The organism is Photobacterium sp. R1 (assembly GCF_054600795.1).
Genome location: NZ_BAAHZP010000013.1, coordinates 111,909 through 126,446 on the forward strand (window position 1 = coordinate 111,909; position 14,538 = coordinate 126,446).

Here is a 14,538-nt window from a genome sequence, read left to right on the forward strand (position 1 = left end):
CTACCGTCCTTAATCTAACATACTCATTTTATTGCACTAGCCTCTGAGACAAACGGGGTGATACATTGAGTGAAGACTTAATTTCAAGGGACTCAGTGGCAATGGATACTGCCAACCTCAATGAATCACCGAGAGATATTTATTTCCTGCTGACGCCGGAAGTGCACCTGCTCGATCTGGCGGGCCCCTGTCAGGCATTCCACGAAGCCATGAACTACGGCATGAAGCTGAACTTACATTTCATTGGCGATCAGTCTTCTTTCAGCAGCTTTCAGGGATTAACCATTGGCGGTATTCAGCCGCTGCCACCTGCCTTGCCTGACCATGCCATCGTCATCGTCTGTGCTTCGAAGTATCACAAAGCGATCTATCAGAATCAGGCCAGTCAGACCTGTATTGAATGGCTCCGGCGGATGCCGAAAGACAACACGCGTATTTTGGGGATTTGTACCGGCGCTTTCCTGCTCGGACTGGCCGGATGGCTGGATGAGCGGGAATGCACAACCCATCACAAACTGACGCAGGCGCTTTCAGATCAATTCCCGGCGGCCAAGGTGATCCCAGAACGTATTTTTGTCCGCGACGACCAGATTTACACCACGGCAGGTGTCACGGCCGGGATCGATCTGGCGCTCCAGCTCATTGAAGAACTGAACGGCAGCCCGTTGGCTCTCGAGGTGGCACGTGAACTGGTAGTCTACCGGCGCAGAATGGCCAATGACCCGCAAATTTCCCAGCAATTGTGTTACCGCAGCCACATCTCACCCCTGGTGCATTCCATTCAGGATTACCTGCAAGCCCGGTTAAACGAGAAACTGACATTAACTGATATTGCCGAGGTGTTCCGGGTTTCTTCCCGCCATATGCAGCGGGAATTTAAAAATGCCACCGGCGTGACGATTCGGGACTATCTGGTTGAACTCCGGCTGGAAGAGGCGAAAGGCTATCTGGAACACGGTGAAACCGTTGAAGTGGCAGCGTTCAAATCCGGCTTTCCGCAGGCCAGTTCTCTTCGGGCGGCCTGGAAGAAAAAGTATCAGTCCCTGCCAAAAGAATCCGCCGCTAAGGGGCACGCGGCGGCCGAAAGTACAGGGAGATACCTGTTTAGTCGCTCAACCGACTGACAAAAAACTGAGATGCCAGTTGGAGTGCATGCTGGGTTGCTTCCGGGTTATAGCGGATCGGAACATTACCGCCCTTCCCTCTGAAAGCGTACGGGTCAAAGAAAAGACTGTCGGCTCTGGGCAGTTCAAAGGCATGGGTTGCCCCGGCCAGCGTTTCCAGTGTCACCCGGGACTGGCTGTCGGTGGGTAATTGCTGCACCAGATGCTCACAATCGTCCGGCCCATCATATTTATCCTCGGCGCCGGACAGAATCATCAGCTGGCGGCCTGCCGCAATCCGGGTAAACGGATACCCCGGAACCTTGTTATACGCCCAGCAGACCGGATAATTCGCGACCATTGCTTTGAGTGGCGCAGTCTGTTGTTCTCCGGCCATCAGCATCGCGACGACCCCGCCCCAGGAAAACCCGATCAGACCGATATGGTCGGCATCAATATCCTGACGTGATTTCAGATAATCAATCGCCGCATAAACATCCGGCAACGTGTCTTTGACATGCTTGGGCCGGGAGAGACCGCCGTCCAGACCGCGGGCCGCCCACATATCAATTTCCAGTGTCGCAAGTCCCCGGCTGCTTAGCGCCTGACTGTAAAGCGTCCCGCGCTCATCTACGCCACCGGAACCATGCACGATAATCACCGCCGGCACCGGCGCCTGAATCCCTGCCGGTTTGGTAAACCGGGCGGCAATGGTCAGCGGTGCCGTGGTCCCGGAGACTGACGGGAACGCGACATAGTTCTGTTTTAGTACAGTTTGCGGATCCAGTTTCGGACCGGCATTGGCAAGATTCGCAGCCAGCAGACCGGCGATCCAAAACGAGGTGTATAAAATACGGTTCATCATGACTGCAATACCACTTCCTTGGGTGACTGCTCTTTTGAGGATTGCTGATTCTGAGAGGCGGCCAGTGCCTGTTGCAGATCGGCGATGATATCTTCACTGGCTTCCAGCCCGACACATATCCTGACTAGGCCGCCACAGATCCCGTATTGTGCTTTCTCTTCAGACGAATAGCGGCAGTGCGTTGTCGATGCAGGATGCGTGACCATCGACTTGGTATCGCCGATGTTGGTACAGCGCGACACCAGCTGCAAAGCATCGATACATCGCCAAGCTGCTTCCTGTCCACCATCGACCACAAAACTCAGGACCGGACTGTGTCCGCTTTGCTGCCTGGCGATCACCGCGGCCTGCGGATGATCGTCACTGAATGTGGCGAAAACCTGCCGCACACAAGACTGCTCGCGCAACCATGCCGCCACCGTTCTGGCATTTTGCTCATGCAGCGTCATTCTGGCTTTCAGAGTATCCAGTCCGTGACTGAGGACCCAGGCAGTGAATGCATTCATGCAGGTGCCAGAGCTGCGCAGATAGCCTTTCAGCGGCTGAATCATCGCTTTGCGGCCCGCAATCACTCCGCCGACGGTCCGGCCCTGCCCGTCAATGAATTTCCCGGTTGAATGCAGTACCAGATCCGCGCCATGGGCCAGCGGACGCTGGTTCACCGGAGACAGCAGCGTATTGTCCACCACCAACAGGGCATCATGGTGCTTCGCCAGGGTGGACAGCCAGGATAAATCCGCCACCTTCAGCAAGGGATTGGTGGGCGATTCCACCAAAATCATCCGGGTATTCAGCTGCATCGCATCCTGCCAGGCATGCGGGTCATCCAAATCCACACAGGTTGCCGTAATACCGAACTGTCCGAAATACTGCCGGAACAGATGCGTCGTGGTGCCGAAAATACCGCTCGCCAGCAGGACATGATCGCCCTGTTTGAGAAACGTGATTGCCAGTGCCAGATAGGCAGCCATACCCGAGGCAAAGGCAACCGCAGCTTCTGCATTTTCCAGGGATGCTAGCTTCTGTTCAAAATATTCCACGGATGGATTCGTAAACCGGCTGTAAATGTTGCCTTCTGTGACTCCATTGAACCGGTCACTGGCTTCCTGCGCGGAGTTAAAATCATATGCCGACGTCATGGCAATGGCAGCGGCATGCGAATCTTCCAGCGACGGAAACCCCATGTGAATTGCTCGGGTGGTTTGTTCCATGCGTAATAGTCCTTTCATCCTTGAAAAGGTGATTAAGATGGCGAAGCCATCTGAGATTGCGGCTTCTCTTTCAACACATCAGAGAAGTAGAAAACCAGCCCGGTTGCCACAGACACAAAACACAGCCCGGTTACCGCCAGCGTGATCAATGAATAACTTTGTGTCGCATCAAAAGACAACCCGCCCAGCCAGACCGTGCCGAACACAAAGACCTGATGGACGGTGAACAGGCAACCGAAAATCTTACCTTTCACTTTCTCTCCGTAAGCTTTTAGACACATCAGCGAGGTGACAATCACGGTGCCCATATACGTCAGCCCGAACAGAACAGCGAAGATCATGCACATGATGAAGTTATCGGCGGCCAGCACAATCAGGAGTGATGCACCGCGTACCGCATACAGCAGGGCAAGCATCAGCGCGGGCGCGGAAAACCGCAGCAAATAGCCCACCACAAAAGCACCAATCAGTTCCGCAGCACCCAGCACACTCAGCGATGAGGCAACCAGAGCGGCTCCGCCCTCACTCTCGGTAAATCGCTCTTGCAGCATGGGCACCAAATGCACATCAATGTAAGCCATGGATGCGCCACAGCCGCCAAATGACAAAGCGAGTAATAGAAAGAGCGGTTTTCTCAGGTGCTGGTGCCACTTCAGATCATCGTCAGCTGCGTCCGCCGCCTCAGTCACGAACTCCCGGCGCGGAAAAACACTGCACAGCCAGATACAGGCAGGCAGAATGACCAGTGTAAAGACCCCGAAAATAATCAGACTGACGTCCTGCCAGATCAAAAACGTATTCAGCCAGACCCAGAATGGCGACAGCACCATAAACCCAATCGCCGTGCCGTTCGTGATGGCCGCATAAGCCATCCCTTTCTGCTGGTGATCAAAAATCCGGTCAACCAGCAAGGCCAGCGGTACAAAGGTCATTGCGGTTAAAGCGTATGCAGCCAGCACACCGAACAACACCAGAAACAGCCAGAAATTGAACGACAGCATCATCAGCATATATACAAAGGTTGCCACGACGGCGCCGGATAAGATCGTCAGCGCCGGGCCAATCCGGTCACAGATCCAGCCCACCACAGGTGAAAGCACCCCGATCGACAGGCCAAACAGCGCGCTGGTGAGCGAGAACACACCTCGCCCTAGTCCACACATGCTGGCTAAATCCAGAAAATAAACCTGATAGCTGCCTTTGATTGATGACGCCCAGAATGTCACCAGCACGCCAACCGAGATAGCGATGACCTGCTTATTCCGTGAGATTTCCATCAGACCTCCTCAATCAGCTCCGCCTTCGCAGCCTGATCTTGCTTATCGTATCCAAAGTATTCATACACACCCTGATACATCTGATAGAAAAGCTCACAGGTGGTCTCAATCGCTTCAATGGCTTCCTGTTGCCGCTTCGGTGTATCACACAGATCCGCCAGCAAGGCCAGCCCCTGCTGAACATGACCGACATCCTCTTCCTGATGCACGGAGAAGAACAGCAGATCTGCCTCTTTCAGATCATACACTTTGCCCAGAATATTGTGCCGGGCTTCGTCGCCGACACTTTCCAGATTCTGCCCTTCACTGGCCACCATGACTGCTGCCGCCCCAATGTGATACAGGTCGGGGTTTTTACAGGCAATCATCCGGTAATCAATCAACGCCTGCGTCTGTGGCAAAGCGGTCGCAGCATCGCGCTCTGCATCGGAAATCCCCAATGCACGCACAAAATCCTGCATCAGTTCCACATGATTTTTGGTGTTGGATAAGCGGCCGGTTTCTTCTTCATACATATTGTGCAGCAGTGCACGTTTATGTTTTGGCAGCGGACAGTGAAAAAATAAATGCTCGATATAAGTCAGAAAGTTCTTCGTAAGCTGATAACCCTGAAGCGTGGTGAATTTTAATAAATCAGAATTCGGATGCTTTTCATCCAGCAGATATTTAAATAAGGGATGACCTAAAGTCAGATGTTTTTCTAATGTTTCTCGCATCTGTGTACGAAATTCTTTTTTAGGGATAAGTTCAGTGCCAACTGACATTTTTTCACTTCCTTGTGTGTAGAATATTTTGAATCGATTCCAGAGATCCTGGGTTCGTTGTTTCATGAAATAGCCGTCAAAGGACTTGCCCTGAAAACGGCTGTAGTCATTCAGGATGCCGTATGTTTCAAATCCGCATTTTTCCCAGATCCGGTGAGCTTTTGTGCCGCCCCGAACATCCAGCGTCAGCAGCTCTACGCCTTGTGCCATGCACTCACAGGCGATGGCTGCCAGGGTTTGCTCAAGCAACCCCTGACTGCGAAAATGCGGGTGAATCATACCTTTTTGAAGATCACAGAGATGTCTGGTTGTCTGCTGATGACTTCTCTTGAAGAAACAACAGACAACCAAAGTTTCCTGATGCTGACCGACCAGGATTTGAAGGCTCTGACTGGCAATCTCTTTTTCCAGTGAAACTAAGTACTGAATTGTTTTTTGATCATCAAACGTTGTATCAAAACCTAATATCGCATCATCAGCAGAACTTAATTTCAGCAACTCAATCAGTTGCTGCTGATATTCAGAAAACAGATCAACGCGATGAATCAGTACATAAGATAAAGGTTCAGCCACAATAAGTCCCTGTAAGCATGAGAATAAACCCGAAGAAGAAAACGGATTCAATCTTATTAAGCACTGAATCAATTTCATAGGTTAAAAAGTGACATTTTTTCACCAGAAAAGTGACATATCAGTAAAGTACAGACAGCACTACGCTTCTGGTTGACTTGCTTACAGGGTGAAGAGACCGTTGGCGACAGCTGAACTTACTGACTCACCGCCCTGCGCTGCAACTTGAGCAGCTGGCCGATCAGTACCATCACAACAGCCCCCAGAAGCACCGGCGTGAAGAGAAATGACCAGCTTTGCCCGGTCAGCATGATCAGTAACGGGTTTGCTCCGGCAGGCGGATGGGTTGTTTTCGTCACCAGCATCGCAGACACCGCAAGGCCAGAAGCTACAGCCATCGTCAATGGCGTTACCCCGACAAAACTCACGAAAAACACACCGATAAATGCAGTCAGCAAATGTCCGAAAATGACATTCTTCGGCTGGGCCAGCGGGCTGTCCGGTACACCAAATACCAGTACTGCCGTCGCACCGAAAGGCGCCATCAGCCACAACCCTGACGTCGTCATGCTGTCTGCCAGTGACAGTAATCCAATCGCGACCGCAGCACCCAAACCCGATATCAGTGCAAAACTATATTGATTCATTTTTTTCTCCTTGAACAGACAAAGTAGACCGACTTGTCTACCATTGCGAACAGAGTAGACAAGTCGGTCTACCTGTGTCAACATCTTTTCAACGGAAGAGGAATCGTGATGAGCCAGACATCTGAGAAACAAATATCGGTGAAACAAACACCGGTGAACCAAACACCGGTTCAGCAAACGCCAGCAAAGACAGACAAAAAACAGCTGCTCATTGAAACGGCGCTGACCCTGTTTTACCGCCAGGGCATTCATGCGGTCGGAATCAATGAAGTTCTGAAAGTTTCAGGGGTGGCGAAGAAAACGCTCTACAGCCATTTCGCCAGCAAAGACGAGCTGGTCCTTGCCGCACTGGCAGCACGTGATGACATTTTCATGAGCTGGCTGGAAACATTGCTGTCGCCGGCGCAGGATGACATCGAACTCATCACTCGTCTGTTCAATGGCCTCAGTGAGTGGTTCCACAACCGCGTGCCAGCTCTCAGTCCGTTCCGCGGCTGCTTTTTCATCAACACCTCGGCAGAATTCAGCGAAGAAAATGCTGCCATCATCGCCTATTGCCGCGACCACAAACACAAAGTCAGGGCTTTAATCCAACAACATCTGTCGTGTCAGGACGAAGCGTTGCTGGATACCATCTGCCTGATGAAAGAAGGCGCTATTGTGTCGGCATTTGTCGGGAAAGATCTGGATGCTGCTGAGAAATGTATCGGTGTACTGGTGGATTTAGTCCACAGGAGCAGTGAAATTCATCAACCCTGAGCGATCTGATCCTTGATAGCAGTGTTGACATTGTGCTGGGAAAATCTGCCAACCAGCCAGCGCACAGGCTGGCTGGTTCAAAGCTGTGGTTTCAGTTCCCTTTGTCTAAGGCTTCCTGAATGGTATAAAGGTTGCCGCCACTAAAGCTCCAGTCGTCCGGGTTTGTAAACTGAATCACAACCATAACATCGTCCTGAGAGATCCCTGTCTTTTCGGAGATTCTTTGCGAAAGCACTTGATAAAAACGCGCTTTCGTTCCCTTATCTCTGGGCTTTCCCGCGGTAATCAAAAATAAAATATAGTTCGATGTTCTTTTGCCGGACAAATAGGTCTCATCATATATCAATCGGCCTTCTGGATACTCATCAATGACCTGAAAACGATCCTCTGGTGGGACATTGAATTCATCGACAAGTGTTTGGTGCAGTGTATCTGAGATGATTTTCAATTCTTCTTCAGATCGGCCGGTCTGAACCATAATTCTGGTAAAAGGCATTATTCATCTCCATCATTCAATGTTTGCAAAGCAGTCACCGCACTGGGCCAACCGACATAAAAAGCAAGATGTGTAAACACTTCAATGATATCGTCTTCAGTCAGTCCATTTTCCCGGGCAAAATTGATATGCCAACGTAACTGTTCGTATTTATTCATCGCAACCAAAGCACTCATCGTAATCAGGCTGCGTTCTCTGAATGTCAGTTCTTCTCTCTGCCAAAGATCGCCAAATAATGTATTCGTTGTTAGCTCTGCCAGTTTCGGTGCGACTTTACCTAATGAGTCTTTATCAAGCGTTTTGCCCATGTGTTTCTCCTTCGGTTCAATTCAGTCATTGCATGTTTTCAGAACATGACAGCGATTGTTACCGAACCAAAAGCCTTATAAAATCAAAACATTCTGAAACAATCTTCCCGAAAAACAGGAATATTATGAAGCGTCCTGAATCCATTGATTTAGATGCATTAAGAACGTTCGTCGTCGGTATCGACTTAGGCAACTTTACGCTTGCAGCCAGTCAACTCTGCCGATCGACTTCAGCAGTCAGCGCACAATTGAAAAAATTGGAACAGCAATGTGGGGTCAAACTTCTGTCTAAGAGTGGCAGAAATTTGCGGTTAACCGAATCAGGTGAGTTATTGTTGAGCTACGGAAAGAAAATGTTATCAATCAATGATGAAGCTCTTCAGGCGATTCAGCAGCAAACCATTCATGGCGCTGTCAGTATTGGATTACAAGAAGACTTTAGTGAGCGACTACTGCCTAATTTATTAGGTCGGATCGCCAGAAGTTTCCCAAACATTCAGATTTATGCGCAATGTGGCCGAAACAACACGCTCAAAGAAGAGAGCCTTCACAATAAAATTGACTTTGCTTTATGTTGGGAAAATCCGCTTGAAATGAATCAGAAACGACTCATCACGGAAGTCCCTCAGCATTGGATTGCCAGTCCATCTTTTGACCTGTCATCCTATTTGAGTTCAGGGAAACCTCTCCCGCTGATTTTATTAGAAGCGCCATGTATTATTCGTGATGCCGCAATAAAGACATTAGACCAAGAAAATATTCCCTGGAAAATTGCCGTCTCCGGAGGCAGCCTCTCCGGAATCTGGGGAGCAGTCAATGCCGGTCTTGGTATCACCGTCCGTGCAGACTTAGGCATCCCAAACTCATTAGCCGTGATTCATCATGAGCTACCCAAATTACCGACAATCGGATTATCTTTACTGGAATCATCACTGAAAAAAGAAAAATCTCAGATACTCATCAAAGAACTCCTTCTTGATGAATTGCAACGCTATATTTTTCAGTTTTCGATACGATGAAAGACGAAGGGCTCCAGAGAGCCAATACAACCCTAATCACATCTCATTAAAACTATGTTGCTGATTTTAATGGTTTCCAATGCTTGCTTCATCAATCGGTTGAAGCATCCTTCCAAGGTCTGCCCGCGCTCATTTTCCCTTCTTATCATGCAACCTTGCGCTTACCCACAGATATGCAACCCCAAATGCATCACTTAGTGAAACGTGATTCTTATCTGCCTATCATGTACGGCAATTTACAGCACGTGACTTGATTGTCAGGGGCGGTAGCGTGCTTGTGTGGACATCGCTGGATATCAGCACACAACGGCTAAAGGCACTTGTGTGAATGTTGTTCAATCGGTGGTGGTATATCGGTCATCATTTCACAAAAACAGTTGAACAGAAACGGGACTATCGTATGTCGCATTTTCGATTCCGAATCACTGCCCGCTGATATTCGATGCAGTGAGTAGAAATAATAAAAATCATGATAGAACAGTCACATAGAACCGTGTGCAGAGTTAAGATATACGACAAGGTTATACGACATTATGTCGTTGAATAATATGTTATACATCATTCAAAATGTGGAGGTTAAATGAGAAGGTTACTTTTATTGGCATCTTTGGTGTTATCAACAAATGCGTTTGCAGCGTTTAATTGTGAAGTTGAAGTCGAGCGAGTCTTGGTTTACGGAGATGGTGGTGTAAACGTTTTACACTCTGGTAGAAATGATTTTACTTACATATGTAACACAAAGGGAAAATGGTAGGGATTGATACCGTTACATGTTCTTTGTGGGAAGGAATGCTTCAAAGGACACAAAACAATAACAAGAAAGCAATATTTTACTATGATGGGCAGGGATCGTGCGCTAGTTTAGGAACTTACGGCAATGCTCCAGCTCCTGTATATATTGGTTCAATAGAATAGGTAAGAAACGCAAAACAAAAGCTCTAAACCGACAGCCAACGTGTGGCACTTTTGGTTTGCCTGATACAAATAAGCATTCATAGGTTGCCTTAATATAGGATTACTTTGGATAGCAAACATCATAGTCATGTAAAGCATGTTCCTTACCTGTAAATGCCCACCTTGGATGATTCTTTTACCTTTGAATCGGCCACTTTCTATGGTGATAAGAGCGACACCAATGAAAGATGCGGCTTGTTTATGCTGATATAACCAAGCTCTGGAACATGACAAATCAGAGAAACTACGACGATTTTCCACACACCAGGTATGCCCTGCAATAAATCATTTAACTTGGTATTCAGGGCAAGTATCTATTCAACAGGCAATCTTGGATTCGACTCTATGAATCTGGTTTTTGAGAGGCGTCAGGATTGGTTTAATCGATGGTACGAGAGCTTTGGGTAAGACTTGTAGTCTGTTCTTTTGCATTTAAGAGTGATTTCGGTGGATTTTCTTGGGTGTCGTGATAGTTAACTGCACCTTTGAAAAACTTTATGTTACTATCTGCCGTCATAATTTATGAATTTATTTATGTAATAGAAGATGGAAACTAAAGTGGAAAAAGTAACCAATCAAAAAGGCAGACCGATTAAATCGATAACCCTAGCACTTTTGATTGATCTCATTGGCACAAGTATTGTGTTTATAGCAGGTGGTTTTGCGTATGTATATTATCTAAAGAACAGTGGATTAAAAAACAGTGAAGTAATCGAAGCAATTAATCACATATACCCGATGTCACCTTTTCTTTTAATTAGCATTTTTCTTGCGAGCTTAATCTCTTGCTATGCTGGGTATTTTTGTGCAAAGACCTCTAGAACAAATGAATATAGAAATGTAGCTGTATTGGCATTGATTAATGCCGGGCTATGCTTTTCTTTATCAGGTAGCTATGGCTTAGCTCATATTACAATATTATCAGTTGGCAATACCTTGGTGTTTTTTCTGGGGGCTTATTTATGGAAAAGAAAAGCCTCGAAAGAATGTCACAATTTGTAATTCAGACTTGGCATAATATATAAAATAATTTAATAGTGATTCCCAACGCATGGCATTTTTGTCTCAAGTTGGGTTTCTTGTTTACGGTGCAATGTTTAAGGTGAGGTGGAAGATTTGCTTCTCCCTTACCTCGACGTAATCGTTCATGAGGAACTTATGATTGGAATCCAATGTCACATAAAGTTGATATTCATTGTCCATCTTGTGGTAAACATGGAATTTTGAATTTGCAGAGTTCGTGCGGATTAAAATCAGGAATGATATTCAATTTTTTAAACATAGTGACTTGTTCGAGTACAGGATATTCAAAATTCTTGCGACCATAAGTGGTATGGAGCACTCTATTTTTCCAATCTTCATGGCGGTACAGTAAATACGCTAAGAGATTTACCAAAAGGTAATGACCCAGAGATCTGTTATCATTCTAAATATTTATCATGTCGTCATGGAACGGATGTCAGTGCATAGTGTTGTGAACACTGTTTTTCACGTAAAGTGTACGTTTTAAATTGGCCTGAAGATGCTTTTTATTCAATCTGTTATAAAGGTGAAATGCTTTGGGGATTAAACCGTGAATCACACGGTAGAACTTAGAGATTTTATTGCTTCGAATAACAGACAAATAAAAAATCATGCATGGTCAATTTTCAGCTGCATGTGCCAACAATTTTCAAAAAGCATAATGCGCGCAGAGCTGTAGTGAAGGCTCTAAACAGCAAGCTGAATCTATAACGAAGACTTTATTAGTAACGCCTAACGCTTGGCATTTTCAGTTCAAACTTGGGTTTGGCACTTAAAATACAATGCCTTAGACTTTGTGGTAACTTTGCTCACACCTGAATGTGCGCTCTATTTTGGGGAGAGATTTTGGGTAAATGGGACTCGGCAATGTTTCGGAGCATCGCAATTGTCGGTGCTTTGGCATTTTTATGCATCACCCTTCTGGCGGTCATTGATGGTTATCAACGCCACGAATTCATGATGCTGATCACACTATACGGGGGAAGCTATCTTGTTATATCCTTGATTGGTTGGTTTTTACTCGGACTTCCCATCCATTACTTATTATCACGGTACTCTGAAAGAAGCTATATGCGTTATTTTCTATCTGGATTTCTCATATCTGTTTTATTAGGTTTAGCATTAAACTTACGTATCGGGCTATTCTTTGGCACATTCATTCTAGCTCAAGATTTATTATTCAGACACTTTGTGTATAAAAAATAGAACATGCCGCTGTAGTCAGTCACTACATACCCTCTGGGACAGAACCATAGGGTAATTTCGTAATTATTGCTCTATGTTTTTGCTCCAAATCGAAGTATTTTACGGAGAAATTAATATTGATGAACGTTGAAGCTTATTTGGTGAATTCCTTTACTGCCAATGGAACTGGAGGAAACCCTGCAGGTGTTGTGTTGCACGCAGATAAATTGTCTTACGGTGAAAAATTAAAAATAGCGCAAGCTGTTGGCTATTCAGAAACTGCGTTTGTGTCTCAAGATGAGGAAGCTGATTTTGAGTTGTCTTTTTTCACCGTAACAGATGAAGTTGATTTCTGTGGTCACGCAACGTTAGCTGCATTTTCAACAATGTATCAGAAAGGAATTGTAACCGAAGGGCTGTATGTGCAAAGGACGAAAGCAGGTTTACTTGCCGTAGCGATAGAGTCTAATGGCCATATAATTATGGAGCAGAAGTTACCTGAATACCTTGGAAGGTTCGATTATGAGGTGATATCAGAGTTAATTGGAATTGAATCAACCGTTCTAGAATCCACGCAATTACCTATCGAGATTATTTCAACGGGCTTGCCTGATCTTCTTGTTCCAGTGCCACATGGATATCTGGATAAAATCCAAGTGAATGAACATTTACTCAGTGACTTTTGTAAAAAACATGATCTCGTGAGTCTTCATGCTTTTGAATTGTACGAGAAAGACAGTGGAATGACCGCGAGTTGTCGGAATTTTGCTCCTTTGTTTGGCATCCCTGAGGAGTCAGCTACGGGGAGTGCGAGTGGCGCATTAGCATGTTATCTAACCAAACACCTTTCTGGTAAATATTCGAATTGTTTTACTTTCGAGCAAGGAAGAGCAATGGACTGTGTTTCAACCATTACAGCGTCAGTTGAGTTGAAGGAGCAGGCCATTGTCAAGGTGATGGTTGGTGGTTTTGCTCATGAAGCTGGGCTGCAGAAAATCAGGTGAACAACATTCACCACGCTTGGCATTTCCGGTTCGAATTTTTATAGCACAATCATTTCAAATAGGCGGTGGGCATTCCTCCGCCCTGAATACACATGATATTTCGAAGGTGAAAAGTTGAAATTTCCAGAATATGAAACAAAGAGGTTAACACTCAGGAAATTAACTGAAGATGATGCAGAGGGTATTTTTCAACTATTTTCTGACAGTTTAGTAATTACTTACTACGATATGGAAGCACTTTCTGATATATCTCAAGCGAAGCAGATAATTCATCTCATGCAAGAACGATTTGAGTCAAATACAGGTATAAGATGGGGAATTAGAATTGCAGAAACAGACGAATTGGTTGGAACTTGTGGCTTCAATTCGTGGGATAAAGATATGAAATCAGCTGTAATCGGTTACGATTTACGGCCCCATTTTTGGGGGCGAGGTATAGTCACTGAAGCTATTCATCAAATCGTAAAGCAAGCATTTGGAGGGGGCCTGCCTTGTGGCGAGTTGAATCGTGTTCAAGCTGATACTGTACCGGGTAATATCGGGTCAGAGCTAGTGCTAAAGAAAGTAGGCTTCAAAGAGGAAGGACTACGTCGGCAATGTGGCTACTGGAAGAACCAATTTCATGACCTTAAATGCTTTGGTTTGCTTCGTAGTGAATACAAAGAAATATAACGAATCGTTCAAGAGGGATTCTTGACTAGCCATTCTCAGTTCAAAGCTGGATATTGTGGTTACGGAGCAATGGCTTTGGTTTGGCGTTTAAAGTTCCACGCACCTCAATTCGGCGTTAACAACACAAGGAAATTTTCGCGGCACCTTCGATTATCAGAGATAAATTTATTTCTCAAGTTACGATCGGATACAATTAGGAAACGTTAATGGAAATATCTAAAGAAGTGCTAGTTGGTGTGTGGTCCCTGGATGAATTTATCGTTCACTGAGAGTCAGGAGAGTTATTTCATTGGCCAGGAAAGCAAAGTGGTACGCTAATTTATACTGACAATGGTTTCGTTAGTGTTGCGCAGAACAGAGAACCACTTCCTAACCCGACAGAGGAAGATAAAAAGAGGGAGTCAAACTTCTATACCGCTACTTATGAGTTAGATTTAGCCAATAATCGAGTCTTTCATACAGGACTTCAGTCAAGCGTTCAATCTGTAATCGGGGAACGCATGGAACGCGAGATAAAGCTGTTAGAGGATGGTCGGTTATGGTTATCTGGCAAAGGATTAAAAGAGCGTGTCACCCTGGTTTGGTCGAAAGTAAATAAATAAAATGTACTAGTTCAGACCAGATCTGACACTTCGATTTGAAAAGAAGAGAGTTACCCACTTTGATTAAGGTGCTGAATCT

Annotated in this window: 15 protein-coding genes; 7 read left to right on the forward strand and 8 right to left on the reverse strand. The window is 46.0% G+C overall.

Going from position 1 to position 14,538, the window contains the following annotated elements; all coding sequences use genetic code 11:
- The first annotated feature begins 101 nt into the window (after window positions 1-101).
- Window positions 102-1,124, forward strand: coding sequence for a GlxA family transcriptional regulator (locus tag ACYP03_RS19090; RefSeq protein WP_459781669.1), 1,023 nt, complete (start codon window positions 102-104; stop codon window positions 1,122-1,124).
- On the opposite strand, the gene ACYP03_RS19095 is transcribed toward ACYP03_RS19090, so the two are convergent.
- The 5 genes from ACYP03_RS19095 to ACYP03_RS19115 form a co-directional block, all read right to left on the reverse strand.
- A complete protein-coding gene (locus ACYP03_RS19095) occupies window positions 1,105-1,965 on the reverse strand; it encodes a dienelactone hydrolase family protein (RefSeq protein WP_459781671.1) in 861 nt (286 codons plus the stop codon). The genes ACYP03_RS19090 and ACYP03_RS19095 overlap by 20 nt on opposite strands.
- Window positions 1,965-3,179, reverse strand: a complete 1,215-nt coding sequence (locus ACYP03_RS19100; protein ID WP_459781674.1) for a trans-sulfuration enzyme family protein — start codon at window positions 3,177-3,179, stop codon at window positions 1,965-1,967. The genes ACYP03_RS19095 and ACYP03_RS19100 overlap by 1 nt, the downstream gene beginning before the upstream one ends.
- A gap of 32 nt (window positions 3,180-3,211) precedes the next feature.
- On the reverse strand, window positions 3,212-4,456 hold the full coding sequence (locus tag ACYP03_RS19105; RefSeq protein ID WP_459781676.1) for an MFS transporter: 1,245 nt from the start codon (window positions 4,454-4,456) through the stop codon (window positions 3,212-3,214).
- Complete coding sequence (locus tag ACYP03_RS19110; RefSeq protein WP_459781678.1) at window positions 4,456-5,793, reverse strand: iron-containing redox enzyme family protein; 1,338 nt, start codon at window positions 5,791-5,793, stop codon at window positions 4,456-4,458. Before ACYP03_RS19110 ends, ACYP03_RS19105 begins: the two co-directional genes overlap by 1 nt.
- A 194-nt stretch (window positions 5,794-5,987) precedes the next feature.
- A complete protein-coding gene (locus ACYP03_RS19115; RefSeq protein WP_248142931.1) occupies window positions 5,988-6,437 on the reverse strand; it encodes an HPP family protein in 450 nt (149 codons plus the stop codon).
- Window positions 6,438-6,545: 108 nt separating this feature from the next.
- Here ACYP03_RS19115 and ACYP03_RS19120 point away from each other — a divergent pair, with 108 nt between their 5' ends.
- Window positions 6,546-7,196, forward strand: coding sequence for a TetR/AcrR family transcriptional regulator (locus ACYP03_RS19120; protein WP_459781679.1), 651 nt, complete (start codon window positions 6,546-6,548; stop codon window positions 7,194-7,196).
- A gap of 91 nt (window positions 7,197-7,287) precedes the next feature.
- Here the strand turns inward: ACYP03_RS19120 and ACYP03_RS19125 are convergent, their stop codons facing one another.
- Together ACYP03_RS19125 and ACYP03_RS19130 are read right to left on the reverse strand one after the other, a co-directional pair.
- Entirely contained in the window at window positions 7,288-7,692 is a 405-nt protein-coding gene (locus tag ACYP03_RS19125) for a tautomerase family protein (RefSeq protein ID WP_459781681.1), read from the reverse strand.
- Entirely contained in the window at window positions 7,692-8,000 is a 309-nt protein-coding gene (locus ACYP03_RS19130; protein ID WP_248142934.1) for a carboxymuconolactone decarboxylase family protein, read from the reverse strand. Before ACYP03_RS19130 ends, ACYP03_RS19125 begins: the two co-directional genes overlap by 1 nt.
- 125 nt (window positions 8,001-8,125) lie before the next feature.
- Here ACYP03_RS19130 and ACYP03_RS19135 point away from each other — a divergent pair, with 125 nt between their 5' ends.
- A complete protein-coding gene (locus ACYP03_RS19135; protein WP_459781683.1) occupies window positions 8,126-9,019 on the forward strand; it encodes a LysR family transcriptional regulator in 894 nt (297 codons plus the stop codon).
- A 903-nt stretch (window positions 9,020-9,922) separates the two neighbouring features.
- Here the strand turns inward: ACYP03_RS19135 and ACYP03_RS19140 are convergent.
- Window positions 9,923-10,234, reverse strand: a complete 312-nt coding sequence (locus tag ACYP03_RS19140) for a transposase (RefSeq protein ID WP_459781685.1) — start codon at window positions 10,232-10,234, stop codon at window positions 9,923-9,925.
- Window positions 10,235-10,531: 297 nt separating this feature from the next.
- Between ACYP03_RS19140 and ACYP03_RS19145 the strand changes: the two genes are divergently transcribed.
- The 4 genes from ACYP03_RS19145 to ACYP03_RS19160 all read left to right on the forward strand — a co-directional run bounded on the left by ACYP03_RS19145 (window position 10,532) and on the right by ACYP03_RS19160 (window position 13,857).
- Window positions 10,532-10,975: a hypothetical protein gene (locus ACYP03_RS19145; protein WP_330960922.1), complete on the forward strand. Its 444-nt coding sequence runs from the start codon at window positions 10,532-10,534 to the stop codon at window positions 10,973-10,975.
- A gap of 867 nt (window positions 10,976-11,842) precedes the next feature.
- On the forward strand, window positions 11,843-12,202 hold the full coding sequence (locus ACYP03_RS19150) for a hypothetical protein (protein WP_459781687.1): 360 nt from the start codon (window positions 11,843-11,845) through the stop codon (window positions 12,200-12,202).
- 119 nt (window positions 12,203-12,321) lie between these two features.
- Complete coding sequence (locus tag ACYP03_RS19155) at window positions 12,322-13,185, forward strand: PhzF family phenazine biosynthesis protein (RefSeq protein WP_459781689.1); 864 nt, start codon at window positions 12,322-12,324, stop codon at window positions 13,183-13,185.
- A 114-nt stretch (window positions 13,186-13,299) separates the two neighbouring features.
- Entirely contained in the window at window positions 13,300-13,857 is a 558-nt protein-coding gene (locus ACYP03_RS19160; RefSeq protein ID WP_459781691.1) for a GNAT family N-acetyltransferase, read from the forward strand.
- Window positions 13,858-14,538: the final 681 nt, after the last annotated feature.